This window comes from Cellulomonas sp. P4_D11, assembly GCF_056401915.1.
Genome location: NZ_JBFUIK010000016.1, coordinates 16,345 through 33,865, shown reverse-complemented (window position 1 = coordinate 33,865; position 17,521 = coordinate 16,345). Strand labels below are relative to the sequence as shown.

General features: G+C 74.7%; 21 protein-coding genes. 13 read left to right on the top strand and 8 right to left on the bottom strand.

The genetic code is table 11. The annotated features are described in order from the left end of the window. The first annotated feature begins 16 nt into the window (after window positions 1-16). From AC1DT4_RS11805 to AC1DT4_RS11785, 5 genes are read left to right on the top strand one after another with little or no spacing between them, the layout of a single operon-like run. The gene (locus AC1DT4_RS11805; RefSeq protein WP_477089984.1) at window positions 17-475 is read left to right on the top strand and encodes a hypothetical protein; all 459 of its coding nucleotides are present in this window, start codon (window positions 17-19) and stop codon (window positions 473-475) included. After that, window positions 472-1,704: an NRAMP family divalent metal transporter gene (locus AC1DT4_RS11800; protein ID WP_477089983.1), complete on the top strand. Its 1,233-nt coding sequence runs from the start codon at window positions 472-474 to the stop codon at window positions 1,702-1,704. Before AC1DT4_RS11805 ends, AC1DT4_RS11800 begins: the two co-directional genes overlap by 4 nt. After that, on the top strand, window positions 1,701-2,093 hold the full coding sequence (locus tag AC1DT4_RS11795) for a hypothetical protein (protein WP_477089982.1): 393 nt from the start codon (window positions 1,701-1,703) through the stop codon (window positions 2,091-2,093). The genes AC1DT4_RS11800 and AC1DT4_RS11795 overlap by 4 nt, the downstream gene beginning before the upstream one ends. Next, window positions 2,080-2,433, top strand: coding sequence for a PRC-barrel domain-containing protein (locus tag AC1DT4_RS11790; RefSeq protein ID WP_477089981.1), 354 nt, complete (start codon window positions 2,080-2,082; stop codon window positions 2,431-2,433). The genes AC1DT4_RS11795 and AC1DT4_RS11790 overlap by 14 nt, the downstream gene beginning before the upstream one ends. Continuing rightward, the gene (locus tag AC1DT4_RS11785; RefSeq protein WP_477089980.1) at window positions 2,430-3,158 is read left to right on the top strand and encodes a DUF72 domain-containing protein; all 729 of its coding nucleotides are present in this window, start codon (window positions 2,430-2,432) and stop codon (window positions 3,156-3,158) included. Before AC1DT4_RS11790 ends, AC1DT4_RS11785 begins: the two co-directional genes overlap by 4 nt. Before the next feature lie 7 nt (window positions 3,159-3,165). On the opposite strand, the gene AC1DT4_RS11780 is transcribed toward AC1DT4_RS11785, so the two are convergent. The 5 genes from AC1DT4_RS11780 to AC1DT4_RS11760 all read right to left on the bottom strand — a co-directional run bounded on the left by AC1DT4_RS11780 (window position 3,166) and on the right by AC1DT4_RS11760 (window position 6,089). Further along, window positions 3,166-3,873 carry a glycosyltransferase family 2 protein gene (locus AC1DT4_RS11780; protein WP_477089979.1) on the bottom strand — a complete coding sequence of 236 codons (708 nt, stop codon included), beginning with the start codon at window positions 3,871-3,873 and terminating at the stop codon, window positions 3,166-3,168. A 23-nt stretch (window positions 3,874-3,896) separates the two neighbouring features. Further along, complete coding sequence (locus AC1DT4_RS11775; RefSeq protein WP_477089978.1) at window positions 3,897-4,466, bottom strand: DUF2238 domain-containing protein; 570 nt, start codon at window positions 4,464-4,466, stop codon at window positions 3,897-3,899. 12 nt (window positions 4,467-4,478) lie between these two features. Then, entirely contained in the window at window positions 4,479-4,679 is a 201-nt protein-coding gene (locus AC1DT4_RS11770) for a CDGSH iron-sulfur domain-containing protein (RefSeq protein WP_477089977.1), read from the bottom strand. Next, the gene (locus AC1DT4_RS11765) at window positions 4,676-5,557 is read right to left on the bottom strand and encodes an iron-containing redox enzyme family protein (RefSeq protein ID WP_477089976.1); all 882 of its coding nucleotides are present in this window, start codon (window positions 5,555-5,557) and stop codon (window positions 4,676-4,678) included. Before AC1DT4_RS11765 ends, AC1DT4_RS11770 begins: the two co-directional genes overlap by 4 nt. Before the next feature lie 298 nt (window positions 5,558-5,855). Then, complete coding sequence (locus tag AC1DT4_RS11760) at window positions 5,856-6,089, bottom strand: LuxR C-terminal-related transcriptional regulator (protein WP_477089975.1); 234 nt, start codon at window positions 6,087-6,089, stop codon at window positions 5,856-5,858. Window positions 6,090-6,477: 388 nt separating this feature from the next. On the opposite strand from AC1DT4_RS11760, the gene AC1DT4_RS11755 reads away from it, so the two are divergent. Genes AC1DT4_RS11755 through AC1DT4_RS11745 form a run of 3 tightly spaced genes read left to right on the top strand, consistent with a single transcriptional unit; the run spans window position 6,478 to window position 9,619 of the window. After that, window positions 6,478-7,581, top strand: a complete 1,104-nt coding sequence (locus AC1DT4_RS11755; RefSeq protein ID WP_477089974.1) for an acyl-CoA dehydrogenase — start codon at window positions 6,478-6,480, stop codon at window positions 7,579-7,581. Next, window positions 7,575-8,936 (top strand): bifunctional PIG-L family deacetylase/class I SAM-dependent methyltransferase, encoded by a 1,362-nt coding sequence (locus tag AC1DT4_RS11750; RefSeq protein WP_477089973.1) that lies wholly within the window; start codon window positions 7,575-7,577, stop codon window positions 8,934-8,936. The genes AC1DT4_RS11755 and AC1DT4_RS11750 overlap by 7 nt, the downstream gene beginning before the upstream one ends. Further along, window positions 8,933-9,619 carry a glycosyltransferase gene (locus AC1DT4_RS11745; RefSeq protein WP_477089972.1) on the top strand — a complete coding sequence of 229 codons (687 nt, stop codon included), beginning with the start codon at window positions 8,933-8,935 and terminating at the stop codon, window positions 9,617-9,619. Before AC1DT4_RS11750 ends, AC1DT4_RS11745 begins: the two co-directional genes overlap by 4 nt. Before the next feature lie 3 nt (window positions 9,620-9,622). Here the strand turns inward: AC1DT4_RS11745 and AC1DT4_RS11740 are convergent, their stop codons facing one another. Continuing rightward, on the bottom strand, window positions 9,623-10,636 hold the full coding sequence (locus tag AC1DT4_RS11740) for an aldo/keto reductase (RefSeq protein WP_477089971.1): 1,014 nt from the start codon (window positions 10,634-10,636) through the stop codon (window positions 9,623-9,625). A gap of 131 nt (window positions 10,637-10,767) precedes the next feature. Here AC1DT4_RS11740 and pdxR point away from each other — a divergent pair, with 131 nt between their 5' ends. Genes pdxR through AC1DT4_RS11725 form a run of 3 tightly spaced genes read left to right on the top strand, consistent with a single transcriptional unit; the run spans window position 10,768 to window position 13,730 of the window. Next, window positions 10,768-12,204, top strand: coding sequence for a MocR-like pyridoxine biosynthesis transcription factor PdxR (pdxR, locus tag AC1DT4_RS11735; RefSeq protein WP_477089970.1), 1,437 nt, complete (start codon window positions 10,768-10,770; stop codon window positions 12,202-12,204). Beyond that, the gene (locus AC1DT4_RS11730) at window positions 12,201-12,959 is read left to right on the top strand and encodes a phosphotransferase (RefSeq protein ID WP_477089969.1); all 759 of its coding nucleotides are present in this window, start codon (window positions 12,201-12,203) and stop codon (window positions 12,957-12,959) included. The genes pdxR and AC1DT4_RS11730 overlap by 4 nt, the downstream gene beginning before the upstream one ends. 9 nt (window positions 12,960-12,968) lie before the next feature. Next, a complete protein-coding gene (locus AC1DT4_RS11725; protein ID WP_477089968.1) occupies window positions 12,969-13,730 on the top strand; it encodes a class I SAM-dependent methyltransferase in 762 nt (253 codons plus the stop codon). A gap of 35 nt (window positions 13,731-13,765) precedes the next feature. Here AC1DT4_RS11725 and AC1DT4_RS11720 read toward each other — a convergent pair whose 3' ends face one another. Further along, on the bottom strand, window positions 13,766-14,323 hold the full coding sequence (locus AC1DT4_RS11720) for a CGNR zinc finger domain-containing protein (protein WP_477089967.1): 558 nt from the start codon (window positions 14,321-14,323) through the stop codon (window positions 13,766-13,768). An 82-nt stretch (window positions 14,324-14,405) separates the two neighbouring features. Between AC1DT4_RS11720 and AC1DT4_RS11715 the strand changes: the two genes are divergently transcribed. Next, a complete protein-coding gene (locus AC1DT4_RS11715) occupies window positions 14,406-15,374 on the top strand; it encodes an EamA family transporter (protein ID WP_477089966.1) in 969 nt (322 codons plus the stop codon). Here the strand turns inward: AC1DT4_RS11715 and AC1DT4_RS11710 are convergent. After that, window positions 15,371-16,873 (bottom strand): MFS transporter, encoded by a 1,503-nt coding sequence (locus AC1DT4_RS11710; protein ID WP_477089965.1) that lies wholly within the window; start codon window positions 16,871-16,873, stop codon window positions 15,371-15,373. The two genes, AC1DT4_RS11715 and AC1DT4_RS11710, sit on opposite strands and share 4 nt — an antisense overlap. Window positions 16,874-16,931: 58 nt before the next feature. Between AC1DT4_RS11710 and AC1DT4_RS11705 the strand changes: the two genes are divergently transcribed. Next, a complete protein-coding gene (locus AC1DT4_RS11705; RefSeq protein ID WP_477089964.1) occupies window positions 16,932-17,513 on the top strand; it encodes a CGNR zinc finger domain-containing protein in 582 nt (193 codons plus the stop codon). Window positions 17,514-17,521: the final 8 nt, after the last annotated feature.

Here is a 17,521-nt window from a genome sequence, read left to right as displayed (position 1 = left end):
GCGCCACGATGCGTCCATGCAGGTCGCTCGCGGCATCCCCGCTCTCGTCGCGATCGTCGTGGCCTCCGGCTGCGCGGTCGGCTCGTCGGCAACCCCGGCCGACGACGCGCGCGCCCTGGCCGACCCGGTCGCGCAGGCCACGTCGGCCGTCGAGACCGCGACGCTCGCCGTCCAGCTGCTCGGCGACGACCGGGTCACGGCTCCGGTCACCGACACCGCGCTGGTCGACCAGATCCACGTGCTCGAGGACGCCGCCGACGCCGTCTCGACGCTCGTGCCCGCCGACCCCGACGGCGCCGGGTGGCAGCAGGACGCGCTCGCCGCGGTCCGCGACGCGCAGGCCGCCGTCGTCGCCGCGCGCGGCTGGGTGAACAAGGCCGGCGGCTCGGGAGCCAGGATCCAGGCGCGCCTCGACGCGAGCGCCGACCAGCTCGACGCCCTCACGGCGACGCTCGAGCAGGCGGGTGCCTCGTGAAGAAGGTCCTCGGGCTCGCGCTGGGCATCCTCACCGCGATCGGCGGCTTCCTCGACATCGGGGACCTCGTGACCAACGCCGTCGTCGGGTCGCGGTTCGGGCTGTCGCTCGCGTGGGTGGTCGTGGTCGGCGTCGTGGGGATCTGCCTGTTCGCGAACATGTCCGGCCGGGTCGCCGCGGTGAGCGGGCGGGCGACGTTCGAGATCATCCGCGAGCGGCTGGGTCCGCGGGCGGCCGGGGCGAACCTCTCGGCGTCGTTCCTCATCAACCTGCTGACGCTCACCGCCGAGGTCGGCGGCATCGCGCTGGCGCTGCAGCTGGCCAGCAGCGTCGAGCCGCGCCTCTGGATCCCCGTGGCCGGGCTGGCCGTGTGGCTGGTCGTCTGGCGGGCGAAGTTCTCGATCATGGAGAACGTCACGGGGCTCGTCGGCCTGACGCTCGTCGTTTTCGCGGTCGCGGTGTTCCTGCTCGGACCCGACTGGGGCGAGCTCGCGCAGCAGGCGCTCCACCCGGCGGCGGCCGCGGCGGACGAGGGGCACGCCGTCTACTGGTACTACGCGATCGCGCTCTTCGGGGCGGCGATGACGCCGTACGAGGTGTTCTTCTTCTCCTCCGGCGCCGTCGAGGAGAAGTGGAAGGTCAAGGACCTCACGCAGTCCCGCATGAACGTGCTGTTCGGCTTCCCGCTCGGCGGGATCCTGTCGGTCGCCATCGCCGCGTGCGCCGCGATCGTGTTCCTGCCGCAGGGCATCGAGGTCTCGTCGCTGTCGCAGATCGTCCTGCCGGTCGCGCTCGCCGGCGGCAAGCTCGCGCTGGCCGTCGTCCTCGTCGGGATCGTCGCGGCGACGTTCGGGGCGGCGCTCGAGACGTCCCTGTCCAGCGGGTACACGCTGGCGCAGTTCATGGGGTGGTCGTGGGGCAAGTTCCGCCGTCCGTCGCAGGCCGCGCGGTTCCACCTGACGATGATCATCTGCCTGCTCGTCGCCGTCGGCGTCCTCATGACGAGCGTCGACCCGATCAAGATCACCGAGTTCTCGGTCGTCTTCTCCGCCATCGCGCTGCCGCTGACCTACCTGCCGATCCTCGTCGTCGCGAACGACCCGGAGTACATGGGCAGGTACGTGAACGGACGCGCCACCAACGCGTTCGCGCTGGTCTACCTCGTCATCATCGTGGCGGCCTCCGTCGCTGCGATCCCCCTGATGATCGTGACGGGAGCGGGCTCATGAGCCTCCCACCGGACGAGCACCCGCCGGGCCTGGTGCTCGACGCGCGCCTGCACCTGCTGGACCGGCAGATCCTCGACGTCGACGGGCTGCCCGTGTGCACGGTCGACGACCTCGAGCTGCACGGCGTCGACGGCAGCGACCGGCCCGACGGCACGCAGGAGACCGTCGTCACGTCCCTGCTCAACGGCGCCGTGCTGGCCACCCGGATCTTCGGCGGCCGCCCACCGTCGTCCCGCTGGCACCGGATCCGCTGGACGCACGTCGCCGACGTCGGCACGACCGTGACGCTCGGCCTGCACGGCTCCGAGCTCGACGTGACTTGGATCGAGCGCTGGGTCCGCGACCGCGTCATCCGCCACATCCCGGGAGGCAGCCATGATCCTGGGTGACCTGCTCGACGCCCCTGTCGTGGACGCGGCCGGCCGCCGGCTCGGCTACGTCGTCGACGTCCGGTTCGTGCTGGACGGGCCGCTCGACGGTCTCCTTGCCGCGCCCCGGCTGCACGGGCTGCTGGTGAGCCCGCGCACGGGGACGTCCTTCCTCGGGTACGAGCGCACCGGGGTGAGCTCCCCCGCGGTCCTGGCGCGGTGGTTCGCGTGGCGCCACCGGGGCACCTTCCTGGTGCACTGGGCCGACGTGCGCTCGGTGACCTCCGACGCCGTGGCCCTGCGCGAGGGCCACCGGCGCTTCGCCGCGGACCTGCCGGTCGCACCGGGGCAGCGTCCGTGACCGTCCGGATCGGCACGTCCGGCTGGTCCTACGACCACTGGGACGGCGTGCTCTACCCACCCGGCCTGCCCTCGTGGGAACGGCTCGGCCGGTACGTGCAGGAGTTCGACACCGTCGAGCTCAACGCCAGCTTCTACCGCTGGCCCCGCGAGTCGATGTTCGCCGGGTGGCGGCGCCGGCTCCCGCCCGGCTTCGGCATGTCGGTCAAGGCATCCCGCGGGCTGACCCACGCCAAGCGCCTGTACGCACCGGAGGCCTGGTCCGAGCGCATCGCTCGGTCCTGGCACCAGCTGGGCGAGCGGCGCGAGGTGGTCCTGGTCCAGCTGCGGCCCGACCAGGAGCGCGACGACGCCCGGCTGGACTGGTTCCTCGGCTCGCTGCCCGACTGGGTGCGGGTCGCCGTCGAGCTGCGCCACCCGTCGTGGCAGACCGACGACGTGTTCGCGCTGCTGGAACGCCACGGCGCGGCGTCGTGCGTGATGAGCGGCGCCCACCTACCGTGCGTGCTGCGCGCGACCGCGCCGTTCGTCTACGTGCGGCTGCACGGGCCGGACCATGACCACCTCTACGGCGGCTCCTACTCCGACGACGACCTGCGCTGGTGGGCCGACCGCGTCCGCGAGTGGTCGAGCGACGGCCGCGACGTGCTCGTCTACTTCAACAACGACGGCGGCGGGAATGCGGTCCGCAACGCCCGGACCCTGCGCTGGATCCTCGGCGCCTGACCGGCGTTCAGCGGGCGAGCCGCGCACGCCAGCGGGCCCACGGCGGCGCGCCCTGCCAGTTCAGCCGGAGCGTCCGCCAGGCCCGGTCGAACCGCCGGACCCGCTGCGAGTGGCCGCGCAGCGAGCGCGCCGACACCTCCACGCGGAGCGCGGGATCGAACCGGATCCGTCGGCGCGGTCCGAGAGCGAACGCGAGGTCGAGGTCGTCGTGGACCTCGGGGTCGTCGCGGCGCACCAGCGTGCGGACCGCGAGCCAGGATGCCCGCCGGACCGCCATCGACGACCCCCACAGGGTGGTGTGCCCGAGAGCGAGGTGCGCCAGCACGTAGTACGCGCCGAGGTACGCGCCGCTGACCACGCCCCGCACCGCCGGGGGCAGGTCGAAGAACTGCCCCGAGCCCGTCACGGCGTCGAGCGCGGGGTTGGACGCCATGCAGGTCGCGATGCGCTCCACCCAGTCGGGGTCGGGGCGGGAGTCGGCGTCGAGCCGCGCGATCACGTCCCCGCTCGCGCAGTCGTACCCCGCAGACGCCGCGGACGAGATGCCGACGCGCGGCTCCGAGACCACGCGGGCACCCCAGGCCGCCGCGACCGCCGCGGAGGCGTCGGACGACCCGTTGTCGACCACGACGACCTCCCACGGCGGCACGCTCTGCCCCGCCAGCCGGACGAGACACTCCGCCAGCGCGACGGCGTCGTCGCGCACGGGGATCACGACGGACACCGTCGGCAGCCCGGTCACCGGCGCCGGCCCAGCGCGACCGCGACGACCACCGTGCCGGCGAGGCCCGCGGCGAGGTCGCCGATCGTGTCCTGGTAGCCCACCTGTATGGCGGGGTCGAGGAACGTGTGACCCGCCCACTCCCCCAGCTCCCACAGCACGGCAAGCGTGCCGCCGAGACCGACCGTCACGACGACGCGCTCGAGCCGGGTGCCCGGGTGGGTGAGCGCACCCCAGCGCTCGAGCGCGGCGACCGCCACGACGGCGACGAGCCCGGTGGCGGTCGCGTGCACGACGACGTCCAGCCAGCTCACGGCGACGTACCAGTCGAGCACGGCCGCCCAGGCCGCGAACAGCAACGTCCCGCAGTACAGCGTGTCCAGGGTCGCGGGGACGCCCACGACGCGTGGGACGAGCGAGCCGCCGGCGACCAGCAAGAAGAGTGCGGCCCCGATCGGACCGGCGTACCAGGCGCCGACGACGACGCTCGCGACCACCAGGGCGCGCACGGCGTCGGCGGGAAGCGCCAGGGAGGCCGAGGGGCGCTCGACCGGTCGGGTCGCGCGACGGGCGAGCGACTGCGCCATGTGCGGGCCCCCTCAGCGAGCCACGAAGCCGATGGCCTTGTGGCTCCCGTCGCAGAACGGCGCGATCGCGGACGCACCGCACCGGCAGAGCGCGACGGTCCGCCGGCGCCGCTCGATCGGGCCGCCGGCCCCGTCGACCAGCTCGAACTCGCCGCGCACGAGCAGCGGTCCGTCGGGGCACGCCTCGATCGTGGTCGGCTGCGGCGTCGTCATGACGCCCGCAGCGACGACGTCCCGGCGCCCCAGGCGTCGAGCAGGTGCCGCCCGACGAGGCCGTCCAGGTAGAGGCAGGCCGCCGCCCCGAACAGGAGGTCTGCGACGAGGTCGGGCTCGAGCTCTGCCAGCCCGCCGGCCAGGTCGCGACCAGCGATCTGCTCGTGGACGGCGTCGGCCTCGACGTGCTCGTCGAAGTACTCCGTGGTGCCCGCGTCGTGGCCGAGGCGGCGGAAGCCGTCCCCGTACAGCCGGTTCGGCAGCGACGAGGTCATCTCGAACGCGGCGAGGTGGCCGGCGATCGCCCCGCGCCACCGGCGGTGCAGGCCGAACAGCGACATGAGGTTGAGCGCGGCGATCGTCACCGCGGGGAGCCGGTCGACGTAGTAGCCGTACTCGTCCACCAGGCCCGCGCCCCGCATCGTGCGGGCGAACAGCGCGCTGTGCATCCGGTCGGGCCGACCGCCGCCGTACTCGTCCGCCTGCACCTCGACCAGAGCCGCCTTCGGGACGCCGGTGAGCCGCGGGATCGCCCACGTGTGCGGGTCCGCCTCCATCAGCTGGTAGAGCGACCGGTGGATGAGCAGCTCCTCGACCTGGGCGGCGTCGGCGGTCCGGCTCACGTAGCGCGCGACGCTCGGGCCCGGACCGGGTGCGGTCATCGCGAAGAGCGCGCTCGCCACCGCCTCGCGCTCGGCCGGAGTCTCGGCGGGTGGCGTCACCTGGTCCCGCAGTGCGCGCTCGAACGCCTCCTCGAGAATCCCCCGCAGGCGCAGCAGATCCGGGTCCCACTCCCAGGCGTCGTCCACGCCCTCGAACCCCCGGTAGTGCAGCGCGTACAGGGTCCACAGCGTGAGCTGGACGTCGTCGTCCGTCACGGCGTCGGACACCTCCGCCCCGGCGCGCCACCGAGCGAGCAGTGCCTCGTCGGCAACGACCTCGCCTCGTCGCGGGTGGACCAGGAGGTCCGTCAACGAGGCCCCCAAGGGACCCCGTGGTGCGGGCAGCTTCATCGTCGATCTCCGTCCGAGCACGTGCAGCCGCCCGGTCCTGGAGCAAGCCTCGCGTTCACGGTCGCACGGCACGGCCCAGCCGCAACCGGGGCGCTGGATCGAGCACCACCGAGGCGGCGGCGTCGACGATCCGTGACTCGTCGCTCGGCGCGCGAGCCCGGGATCAGAGCCCGTGCGCTCGCGCCCAGGCGACCGCGTCCGCGCGGGTGGAGACGCCGATCTTCAGGTAGATGCTCCGCACCTGGGACTTCACCGTGTTGCGGGTGACCCACAACCGGCTGGCGATCTCCTCGAGCGTGACGAACTCACCGAGCTCGCCGAGCACGACGCGCTCCCGATGGGTGAGCGCCTGCTCGCCGGTGGTCGGCATGGGCAGGCAGGGCTGCGGAATGGTCATGATCTTCCCTCCCGAGGAGGCGGCACACACTCTCTGGTCAGGGACGGGTTCGTCCCGGTGTGGTGGGTGTCGGCCCCCGCCCTGGTTATCGGCATCGAGCGTGGCGTTGATGATGCCGCGGGCCGCTCGACCTTGGCGCGAGTCGGACGACCGCGGCCCGCGTCGCCAGGACCGTCCGGCGGCACGGGCGCACGCCGGGCGAAACGTGGGCGCAGTGCCTACGCTCGGCGGAGGTCCAGCAGCGGGCGACGCACGACGACACGGGCGCGTCGACGACGCCGTCCCGGATCGGACCCGCCATGCCACGACCCGGTCCCGCCCCCCGCGTGCCGGCCGCACTCCCCACACTCCGTGGCTCGATGAGCCTCGCCCGTCCCTCGCTCGCCGCATGGTCCAGCTGACCGGCGTCGACGGGGTCGACACCTCCGCCGGGCCCCGGCCCGTGCTGCTCGGCCCCGGCCCCGCGCGCAGCCTGGGTCCGCTTCCGACGTCCGTCGACGAGGCGCTGCGCGACCTGCCCGAGTGGCCCGGTGACCTGCTGCCCGGCCACGGCGCGACCCTGCGCCTCTGGGAGGTGCTCGCCACGCTCGCCGCCGACGACCTGGCCGTCGCACGGACGGTCGAGCCGCACCTGGACGCGCTCGCGATCCTCGACCAGGCGCGCCCCGTCCGCGTGGACGCCGACGCACGCCCGTTGTCGACGTGGGGTGTCTTCGCCGCGCAGACGCCGTCGGCGCGTCTGGACGCCACGCGTGCGCCCGGCGAGCCGTGGCGGCTCGACGGGACCAAGCCGTGGTGCTCGCTCGCGGCCCGGCTCGACGCCGCGCTGGTCACCGCGCGGCTCCCCGGCGAGGGGGACGACCAGGGGCTGTTCGCCGTCGACCTCCGCACGGCCGGGATCGGGCACGTCGCGGCCCCCTGGGTCAGCCGCGGGCTGAACGAGATCCCCAGCACCCCGCTGCGCTTCGTCGACGTCCCGGCACAGCTGGTCCGCGACGGGGACTGGTACGTCCAGCGTCCGGGGTTCTGGTGGGGCGCGATCGGCGTGGCCGCCTGCTGGTACGGCGGCGCGGTCGGGGTCGCGCGGCGGGTCTTCGACGAGGCCGCACGACGTCGGGACGACCGGCTGCTCGCCATGCACCTGGGCGGGATCGACGAGCGGCTCACGGCCGCCCGCGTCCTGCTGGCCCACGCCGCGGCCGCCGTGGACTCGTCGGGGGCCGCCACCGCTCACGGACGGGACGCCGAGGGGTCGGCCGGGCGTGCCGCGGGACGGATCCTGGCCAAGCGCGTCCGCGCGACCGTCGCCCGCTCGTGCGAGGACGTCCTGCGCGCGGCCGGCCACGCCCTCGGGCCCGGGCCGCTGACCCAGGAGGACGGCTACGCCAAGAGGGTCGCCGACCTGCAGGTCTACGTCCGGCAGCAGCACGCCGAACGCGACGACGCGTCGCTCGGCGCGGCGCTGGTCGGCGACGGGCTCGCGCCGTGGTGACGTTCGACGGACGCGCGCCGGGGACGGCCTCGGACACGTGGACGCAGGACCGCCGGGTCCGGGACCTGCCAGCCCTGCGCCGCCCGGCGGGGCGCACCGTGGTCGTCGCCGCCCACCCGGACGACGAGACGCTGGGGGCCGGCGGGCTCCTCGCCGAGCTCGCGGCGGCGGGTCGACCGGCCGAGGTCGTCGTCGTCACCGACGGGGCCGCGTCCCATCCCGGGTCCCCGACGCTCGGCGCGTCCGAGCTCGCCGCCCGACGGGCCGACGAGGTGCGCCGCGCGGTGGCGCTCTTGTCGCCCGACTCCCCCGTCGCCCTGCTGCGTCATCCCGACGGGGCCGTGCGCGAGGCTCGCGCGGCGGTGACGGACGACCTGCGACGGCTGCTGTCGCTCGGCGAACCACCCGGCACGATCGTCGCGCCGTGGCGTGGCGACGGGCACCGGGACCACCGGGTCGTGGGCGAGATCTGCGCCGAGCTCGCCGAGGAGCTGGGGACGCGGCTGGTCGAGTACCCCCTGTGGTTGTGGCACTGGGCCGACCCCGAGGACCCGCGGGTGCCGTGGGCCGACCTGCGCTCCCTCCCCCTGGCGGACCGGTCGATCGTCCTCAAGCACCGGGCCGTCGCCGCGCACGCCACGCAGGTGCAGCCGTTGTCCGCCCACCCTGCCGACGCACCGCCGCTGCACCCGCAGTTCCTGGCGACGTTCGACCGGGACGTCGAGCTCTACGTGACGTCGCAGGAGGCACCGGCGCCGGACCTGCCGGGCGACTTCTTCGACGCCGGCTACCGACGGCGTCGCGACCCGTGGCGCCTGGAGAGCCGCTGGTACGAGTGGCGCAAGCGCGCGCTCACGCTCGCCGCGCTCCCCGACGAGCACTACGGGAACGCGCTGGAGATCGGCTGCTCGATCGGCATGCTCACGGAGAGCCTGGCGCCGCGGTGCGACACGCTCCTGGCCACGGACGTCGCGGACGCCGCCCTCGTGCAGGCGAAGCGACGCACGGCCCCGCTCGGCAACGTCGACCTCGTGCAGCACGACATCGCGGACGGCGTCCCGGGCGGCCCCTACGACCTGATCGTGCTCTCGGAGGTGGCCTACTACCTCACGCGCCCGCACGTCCGGGAGCTGGCCGAGCGGCTGGAGGCGTCGCTCACCGCCACCGGCGTGCTCGTCGCGTGCCACTGGCGGCACGACGTCCCGGACTACCCGCTGACCGGCGACGACGTGCACCGCACGCTCGGCAGCTCGCTGCGGCTGACCCGCCTCCTGCGGCACGACGAGGACGACTTCCTCCTCGAGGTGTGGAGCCGCGACCCCCGCTCCGTGGCGGCGAGGACGGGCCTCGCATGAGCGCCTCGCCCGTCGAGCACGTCGTCGTCGTGATCCCCGTGCGCAACGAGGAGGAGCTGCTCGCGCGCTGCCTGAGCTCCGTCTCGTCCGCCGTCGCGCACCTGGCGAGCGCCCACGTGGTCGTGGTCCTCGACGACTGCGACGACGGCAGCGAGGCGATCGCCCGCACGTTCGACGTCGAGCTCCGGGCGATCGGCGCCCGGTCCGTCGGGGCGGCCCGTGCGATCGGCGTCGCCCACGGGCTCGCGTCGTCACCGGCTCCCCGGAACCGCACCTGGATCGCGTGCACCGACGCCGACTCCGAGGTGCCCGTCGGCTGGCTGACCACCCAGGTCGCCCTGGCCGACGCGGGTGCGGACGTCGTCGTCGGCACCGTGCGACCCGATCCCGCCGACCTCACCCACCACCAGCTCCGCTCCTGGGCGTCGACCCGGGTCGAGGGCCAGCCCAACGGGCACGTCCACGGCGCCAACCTGGGCCTGCGGGCGAGCGTCTACCACCGCGTCGGCGGCTTCAGCCTCCAACCCGAGCACGAGGACGTCGACCTGGTCGCGCGGGTCCGGTCGGACCCGGGCGTCGTCGTCGTCGCCACGGACCGGGCCGACGTGCTGACCTCCGGCCGCAGCGAGGGTCGCACCCCGGGCGGCTACGCCGGCTACCTCCGCGAGGCGTTTCCCCGGTGAGGATCAGGCGGCGGCCCCGGACAGGATCGCCCGGACCTGGCCCATCTGGTCGGCCGTGAGCGGTCCGCGGTCCAGCGCGCCGGCGTTCTCGGTCACCTGCGCCGCGGTCCGGAACCCCGGGATCGGGACCGTGCGCGCGCTGCGTCCCCACAGCCACGCGAGCGCGCCCTGCGCCGGGGTGCGGCCGTCGCTGGTCAGGACGTCGCGGATCGCCGCCAGGCGGTCGAGCCACTCGGCGGTGGGGCGACCGTCGACGAAGCCGTCGTGCCACGTCATCGACCCGCGGACGTCGTCGCTCGCGAACGTCGTGCTCGGCGAGAACTTGCCGGTGAGCAGGCCCATCCCGAGCGGGCTCCGGTTGATGCTGGCCAGGTCGAGCTCGTCGCAGAGGTCGAGCAGCGCGGGGTCGTCCTCGTCGAGCACGCTCAGGCCCTGCTGGATGACGCCGCAGCCGGGATGCGTCGAGAACGCGCGCAGGGCGTCCGCGCGGTCGGTGCTCCAGCCGTAGGTCCGGATCTTGCCCTCGTCGACCAGTGCGTCGAGCACGTCCCGGGCCTCCAGAGCTCGATCGATCGACAACCCCCACACGTGCAGCTGGTAGACGTCCAGGTGGTCGGTGCCCAGGCGGCGCAGGCTCGCGTCGAGGTCGGCGCGCAGCCGGCTCGCGACGTCGCTCTCCTCTGCGTGGCCGTCGTACGCCCGCACGAGCCGGTCCGCCTCGCGCACCTCGTAGCCGAACTTGCTCGCGAGCACGACGTCGTCGCGACGCCCTCGGACGGCGCGGCCCAGGACCTCCTCGCTGTGCCCCGCGCCGTAGTTGGCCGCCGTGTCGAAGAACGTGATGCCGAGGTCGAGCGCCGTCCGCAGGGCACGGACCGACTCGTCGTCGTCGACCGTGCTCCAGCCGGCGGGCTCGCCGTCGAGGGTCCACGGGCCGCCGATGGCCCAGCAGCCCAGGCCGAGCGCGCTGACCTCGATGCCCGACTTGCCGAGCACGCGCGTGAAGGGGGTGGTCACGGGGTTTCCTCTCGTCCGACGGCGCGGCCGGTGCCGCACCTCGACGCTAGGCGCCGCCCGGGCGCCTCGTGAGGGCCAGTCGGGCACCAATCCTCTGGAGCCAGCGTGGCGACGGTCGGTACGTTCGGCGCGTGCGCATCCCGCTCGACCGAGAGAGCAGCCGGCCGCTGTACGAGCAGCTCCAGGACTGGCTCCGCGCGACCATCGCGTCCGGTGGCCTGGTCCCGGGCACCCGCGTCCCCTCGAGCCGCGAGCTGGCCGCCGAGCTGAGCGTCGGGCGTGTCACGGTCGAGAACGCGTACGCGGCGCTGCTGACGGACGGGCTGCTGGTGACGCGCGAGCGGAGCGGGACGTTCGTCGCGCCGCCGCCGGCCCTCGTCGGCGACCGGGAGCCCGTCGCCACGTCGTGGCCGCGCTGGAACCAGGAGCACGGGCCGACCGGGCCGCCCGCCCGCACCGGGCGCCCCGACGTCGTCGCCTTCACCGGCGTCGGGGACCCCCGCCAGTACCCGGTCGCCGGGTTCGCGCGTGCCGTGAAGGACGTGCTGCGCGACGACGGCGCCGAGGCTCTCGGGTACGGCGACCTCGGCCCGGGCCACGCACCGCTGCGCGGCACGATCGCGCACCTGCTGGCGAGCCAGGGCATCCGGGCGGACCCCGCCGACGTGCTGGTGACGTCCGGGTCGCAGCAGGCGCTCGCCCTGGTGTGCTCGGTGCTCGTCCGGCCCGGCGATCGCGTCGCCGTGGAGCAGCCCACCTACGACCACGCGCTCGAGCTCTTCCGCGCGCACGGCGCCGAGGTCGTCGGCGTGCCCGTCGACGCCCACGGGATGGACGTCGACCGCCTCGAGCGCGTGCTCGAGCAGCAATCCCCCCGCCTCCTCTACACGATCCCGAACTTCCAGAACCCGACCGGCGCCACCCTCGGTCTCGACCGACGACGCCGGCTGCTGGAGCTGGCGGCGCGTTACGACGTGCAGGTCCTCGAGGACGACTTCGTGGGCGACCTCCGGTACGACGGCCGCGGCCACCCGGCCCTCACCGCGCTGGACCCGGACGGACGGGTGATCTACGTCGGCACGTTCTCCAAGATCCTCATGCCGGGCGTGCGGGTGGGCTACCTGCTCGCCCACGGCGCCCTGCGCGCGGACCTGGCCGACCGGAAACGCGCCCACGACCTCACGACGAGCCCCCTGATGCAGCGCGCGCTCGACCGGTACCTGACCGTCGGCAGGTACCAGGCGTACCTGCGCCGCGTGACGCGCGTGTACCGCGAACGGCGCGACACGGTCCTCGCGGAGCTGGCGGCCCAGCTGCGCGGGTGGCGCACCCGGTCACCCGCCGGCGGACTCTTCTGCTGGACCGAGCTCCCGGCACCCCTGCGCTCGCCGGCGCTCGCCCGGGCCGGGCTCGAGCACGGCGTCGAGGTGGCACCCGGGGGGCGGTTCTTCGTCGACCCGGAGGACGGCGGACGATTCGTGCGCCTGAACGTCGTGACCTGCACGCCCGACGAGATCCGGCTCGGCATCGGGCGCCTCGCGGCCGCCGGCGAGAGCCTCGGCGCATGATCCCGCGCATCGACGACCAACCGGGGCGCCTGCTCTCGCGCGGACGGGAGGCGACCATCCACGAGCTCGGGGCCGGCCGGGTCCTGCGGCGGTACGACGACTCCCGGGACGTCTCCGTCGAGCTCGCCGTCATGCAGCACGTCGCGCGTTCCGGGTACCGGGTCCCTGCCGTCCTCGGACGGTCCGTCGACCCGGGCGGGCGCACGACGGGCATGGTGCTGGAACGGGTCGACGGCCCGAGCCTCATCGAGGCGGCCGTCCGCGGGCGGCTGACGCCCGCCGACGTCGGCCGGACCCTCGCGCGGCTCCACGACGACCTGCACCGGCTCCCGGTGGCCGGGATGCCCGCGCGCCCGGACGCGCAGCCCGCTCGCCCCGGCGACGTCCTCGTGCACCTGGACCTCCACCCGGCCAACGTGCTGCTGGCCGGCGACGTCCCGGTGGTCATCGACTGGGCCATGGCGCGGACCGGTCCGGCGACCCTGGACACCGCCATGGCGGCGCTGACGATCGCGTGCGCTGTCGTCGCCGGTATCCCCGCGGACGCGGGCGACGTCGCGAGCCTGGGGGTCTCCGAGCGGCTGCTGCGCACGGTCCTCGACTCCTACCTCACTGCGCTGGCCGCGCCGCCGACGCCGTCGCTCGAGCGCGCGGCCGCGGTGCTGGACCGGGTCGGCGCGCAGCCGCCGGACGTCGTCCGTGCCGCCGGCGAGCTGGTGCGCGCCCGGCTCGGCGACGTCGCCGGTCGGGGCTAGGTTCGGGCGATGGGGTTCGACGTCGCCGCGGACGCGTACGACCGGTTCATGGGCCGGTACTCCGAGCCGCTGGCGGAGCAGTTCGCCGACGCCGTCGGCGTCCCGCCGGGAACCCGGGCGCTCGACGTCGGCTGCGGGCCGGGGGCGTTGACCGCCCAGCTGGTCGCCCGCCTCGGCACGGGCGCGGTCGCCGCGGTCGACCCCTCCGAGTCCTTCGTCTCGGCCGCCCGGGAACGGTTCCCCGGCCTGCGGGTCGACGTCGCGGGAGCCGAGTCGCTGCCGTTCGTCGATGACGCCGTCGACCTCACCGTCGCGCAGCTCGTCGTCCCCTTCCTGCGCGACCCGGTGGCGGGGCTCACCGAGATGGCCCGGGTCACGCGACCGGGAGGGGTCGTCGCTGCGAGCGTGTGGGACCACGCCGGCGGCGGCGGACCGCTCGAGGCGTTCTGGAGCGTGGTGCGGGACGTCGACCCGACGGCGGCCGACGAGTCGAGGGGTGCCGGCACGCGCGAGGGCCACCTCGGGGACCTGTTCCGGGCGGCCGGCCTCGTGGACGTGACCCTCTGGAGCGAGAGCGTGCGGGTGCGGCACGCGACGTTCGACGAGTGGTGGGAGCCCTACACGCTCGGCGTCGGGCCGGCGGGCGCGTACGTCGCGGGCCTGGACGACGCCGAGCGGGAGGCGCTGCGGACCCGCTGCGCCGAGCGGCTGCCCGCGGCACCGTTCCACCTCACCGCCGTGGCGTGGTGCGCACGAGGGACGGCCCGGTGAGGGGCGACGGCGGTCACTGGGCCGACCGGACGGCGCTACGCCGGCGGCGAGCCCGCCCGACGCGCCCGGTACGCCGCGACGTGCGCACGGTTGGCGCAGCCGTTGACGTCGCAGAACCGACGCGAGCGGTTGCGCGAGAGGTCGACCAGCACGGCGTCGCAGTCGTCGGCCTCGCAGCGCTGGAGCCGGTCGTACTCGTCGCCGCGCACCACGTCGACCATCGCCATGGCCGTCTCGACCAGCATCACGGTCCCCAGCGGGGCGTCCGGCACGGTCCCGTGCAGGTGCCAGTCGAAGCTGTCGTGCCGGGCGAGGTACGGCACCGCTCCCCCGCGACCGAGCATCGCGTTGAGCACCCCCGCCGCGGTGTCCCGGTCGACGTCCCAGAGGGCCGCGATCTGGTCCCGCGCGTCGCGGACCGCGGCAAGCTCGGCGGCGTCTCCGTCGTGCCGGCAGGTGTAGCCCCACCGCGTGTAGAACTCGTCGACGTCGGCGACGGTGCTCATCGCGTCGTGCCCGTCCCGCCGACGGGCGGTGTTGACCAGCTCGACCGCCGCGGCGATGTTCATCTCGGTGTCAGGTGCGAAAACCACTTTGACTCCTGTCGGCGGTCGGGTCTACTGTCACGAGTGTAGGCGCATTTCACTCCTGTCAGCCCTGATCACGGAGCTCTCGATGTCCAGGACCGCCAGCCAGAACCGCACGGTCGGCATCGTCGCAGGCCTGGTCGCCGCCGTTGCGTTCGCGACCAGCGGGCCCGTGGTCAAGCCGCTGCTCGTCGCGGGGTGGTCGCCCGGGTCCGCGATCCTCGTCCGGCTCTCGGTTGCCGCCCTGCTCCTGGCCGGTCCGGCGGCGTGGGCGCTGCGCGGTCGCTGGTGGGTGCTGCGCGCCGAGTGGCGCACCGTGCTCGGCTTCGGCGTGCTCGGGGTGGCCACCGCCTCGACGATGTACTACCTCGCCGTCGACCGGCTCCCCGTCGCGGTCGCCCTGCTCATCGAGTACACCGGACCGCTCCTGCTGGTCGGCTGGCGCTGGGCACGCGAGCGGCAGGCACCGACCCGCGCCACGCTCGTCGGCGCCGCCCTCGCCACCGGCGGCCTCGTCCTGGTCCTCGACCTCACCGGGTCGCTGGAGCTCGACCCCGTCGGGCTCGTCTTCGCCCTCGTGTCCGCCGTGGGCAACGCCGCCTACTTCGCGCTCACCGGCCGGCCCACCGAGCTCCCCGCGATCAGCCTGGCCGGTGCCGGGATGGCCGTCGGCGCGCTCACCGTGGCGCTCGTCGCCGCGGTCGGCATCCTGCCGCTGGCCGCCCCGGACGTCCGCGTCGACCTGCTGGGCGCGCAGGTGCACTGGATCGTGCCGCTGCTCGTCGTCGCCACCGTGCCGACCGCGTTCGCCTACGGTGTCAGCGCCTTGTCCGTCCGGCTGCTCGGGGAGCGGCTCGCGTCGTTCCTGGCCCTGTCCGAGGTGCTCGTCGCCGTCCTGCTCGCCTGGGCCCTCGTCGGCGAGGCGCCGCTGCCCCTGCAGATCGCGGGGATGATGCTCGTGGTCGCCGGGATCGCGCTGGTCCGGCGCGGCACCGCCGTGCCCGAGGCCCCCGTCGTCGACCAGCAGCCGAGGGTCACCGCCGACGCAGTCGTCTAGCGCGTCGGGACCCGGCGCAGCAGGACGACGGCCAGGACCGCCGCGGCGAGCAGCAAGGCCGCACCGACCACCTGCGTGGTCCCGAACGCGACGCCGAACGCGTCCCGGGCCGCGTCGAGAAGCCCGTCCGCCTGCGCGGCGGGCAGGTCGCGGGCCGCGTCGACCGCGCCACCCACCGTGCCGGGCGCCGTCACCCCCGGGGGCGCGGTCGCGTCCAGCCGCGCGCGGAACACCACCCCCGCCACGCTGCCGAGCACCGCGATCCCGAGCGCTCCCCCGAGGTTGGTGCACGTCTCGAGCAGGGCCGACGCGACCCCGGCCTGGCGCTCCGGGGCGGCGGCCACGGCCAGCCCGGTGGCGACGACGTACACCGGGGCGAGCCCGATCGACAGGAGGACGGACGCCCCCACGTACACCGACAGGCCCCCGCCGACCGGGACGAGCACGAGCAGGGCGAACCCGGTCGCCGACACCGCCAGGGCGGCTCCGAGCGCGGGTCCCGGACGCAGCCGGTCGGCCACGCGGGGGGCCAGCACCGACCCGAGCAGGTAGCCGAGGGCGGACGGGATCGTCCAGAGTCCCGCCTCCAGCGGGGACAGCCCGAGCACGAGCTGCAGGTACTGCGCGAGGAGGAGCTGCATCCCGTACAGCACGAAGAACGCGACCGCGTTGGCCGCGACGGGGAGGCCGAAGGTCCGCCGGTGGAAGAGCTCGAGCCCGAAGGTGGGGCGGCGGCGCTGACGTGCGAGGAAGCCGGCCCCGGCGGCGGTCCCGACGACGAGCGCGGCGAGCGGCTGCGGGCCGGCGCCGGACTCGGCGAGCCGCGTGATCCCGTAGACGACCAGGAGGAGGGCGACCACCGACAGACCGGCGCTCGGCAGGTCGACGGGAGGCGCGTCCTCGTCGCGGAACTCGGGCAGCAGACGCGGGCCGAGGACGACGAGCAGCAGCATGACCGGCGCCGCGACCACGAACACCGACCCCCACCAGAAGGCGCCGAGCAGGACTCCGCCGACGAGCGGTCCGACCACACCGCCGAGGGCGAAGCTCGCGGTCCACACGCCCAGCGCGGTCGTGCGCTGGCGGACGTCCACGAACATCGAGCGGATCAGCGAGAGCGTGGACGGCATGAGCGTCGCACCCGCGATGCCGAGCAGCATGCGCGCGGCGACCAGCATCTGGGGCGTGGTCGACAGGGCGGCCGCCAGGGAGAGCACGCCGTAGGAGCCGCCGCCGAGCAGGAGCAGGCGCCTGCGGCCGATCCGGTCGGCCAGCGCCCCCATCGTCATGAGCGAGCCGGCGAGCAGGAACACGTAGCCGTCGACGACCCAGAGCAGCTGCGCGTTGGTCGGGCGCAGCGTCTCGGAGATCTCCGGGAGGGCCAGGTGCAGGACGTTGGATCCCATGGACACCACCAGGCAGGGCAGCGCCAGCACGGCGAGGCCCGTCCACTCGCGGGCACCGGCGCGGGTCGCGGTCTCGGTCTCGGTCTCGTTCATGCACACCAGTCAACGCGCTTTGCCGGTGTTACACCACTCAGAGGCGTACAGTGGTGTCATGCGCGATGTGGGAAGTACGGATGCGGGCGTTCGGGCGGAGATCCCGCCCGCCGCCCTCGTCGTGAAGGACTTCGTCAACTCGGTCGACCTCGCCGCGGGGACGGAGCAGCTGGACTCGCCGGCCGCGCTGGGAACCTGGCTGCACGCGCACGGGCTCGCCGACGAGGTGCCCCGAGTCGACGACGCCGACCTCGCGCAGGCGGTCGCCGTGCGCGAAGGGCTGCGACAGCTCCTGCTCGTGCATGCGGGCCACGCCCCCGACCCGCTCGCACTCGACCGCTTCAACTCGGCCCTCGGCTCGACGGCCCTCGTCGTCCGGTTCGACGCGTCGGGCGACCGGATGCTCGCTCCCGTCGACCCGGCGCCGGTCGCCAGGGCGGTCGCCGCGCTGCTCGCCGCCGTCGAGCACGCCCGCGCCGACGGCGCGTGGGACCGGCTCAAGGTCTGTGCCCGCGACGAGTGCCGGTGGGCCTACTACGACGCCTCGCGCAACCGGTCCGGGCGCTGGTGCTCGATGACGGACTGCGGCAACCGCGTCAAGATGAAGCGTGCCTACGCGGCGCGGACGGGTCGCGCCTAGCCTGGATC

What these genes read in the sequence shown, in the direction of transcription:
- AC1DT4_RS11805 (WP_477089984.1), top strand. Translation starts at nt 17, where the DNA reads ATGCAGGTCGCTCGCGGCATCCCCGCTCTCGTCGCGATCGTCGTGGCC.
- AC1DT4_RS11795 (WP_477089982.1), top strand. Translation starts at nt 1,701, where the DNA reads ATGAGCCTCCCACCGGACGAGCACCCGCCGGGCCTGGTGCTCGACGCG.
- AC1DT4_RS11790 (WP_477089981.1), top strand. Translation starts at nt 2,080, where the DNA reads ATGATCCTGGGTGACCTGCTCGACGCCCCTGTCGTGGACGCGGCCGGC.
- AC1DT4_RS11775 (WP_477089978.1), bottom strand. Translation starts at nt 4,466, where the DNA reads ATGGCGCAGTCGCTCGCCCGTCGCGCGACCCGACCGGTCGAGCGCCCC.
- AC1DT4_RS11770 (WP_477089977.1), bottom strand. Translation starts at nt 4,679, where the DNA reads ATGACGACGCCGCAGCCGACCACGATCGAGGCGTGCCCCGACGGACCG.
- AC1DT4_RS11760 (WP_477089975.1), bottom strand. Translation starts at nt 6,089, where the DNA reads ATGACCATTCCGCAGCCCTGCCTGCCCATGCCGACCACCGGCGAGCAG.
- AC1DT4_RS11755 (WP_477089974.1), top strand. Translation starts at nt 6,478, where the DNA reads ATGGTCCAGCTGACCGGCGTCGACGGGGTCGACACCTCCGCCGGGCCC.
- AC1DT4_RS11745 (WP_477089972.1), top strand. Translation starts at nt 8,933, where the DNA reads ATGAGCGCCTCGCCCGTCGAGCACGTCGTCGTCGTGATCCCCGTGCGC.
- AC1DT4_RS11730 (WP_477089969.1), top strand. Translation starts at nt 12,201, where the DNA reads ATGATCCCGCGCATCGACGACCAACCGGGGCGCCTGCTCTCGCGCGGA.
- AC1DT4_RS11725 (WP_477089968.1), top strand. Translation starts at nt 12,969, where the DNA reads ATGGGGTTCGACGTCGCCGCGGACGCGTACGACCGGTTCATGGGCCGG.
- AC1DT4_RS11715 (WP_477089966.1), top strand. Translation starts at nt 14,406, where the DNA reads ATGTCCAGGACCGCCAGCCAGAACCGCACGGTCGGCATCGTCGCAGGC.
- AC1DT4_RS11710 (WP_477089965.1), bottom strand. Translation starts at nt 16,873, where the DNA reads ATGAACGAGACCGAGACCGAGACCGCGACCCGCGCCGGTGCCCGCGAG.
- AC1DT4_RS11705 (WP_477089964.1), top strand. Translation starts at nt 16,932, where the DNA reads ATGCGCGATGTGGGAAGTACGGATGCGGGCGTTCGGGCGGAGATCCCG.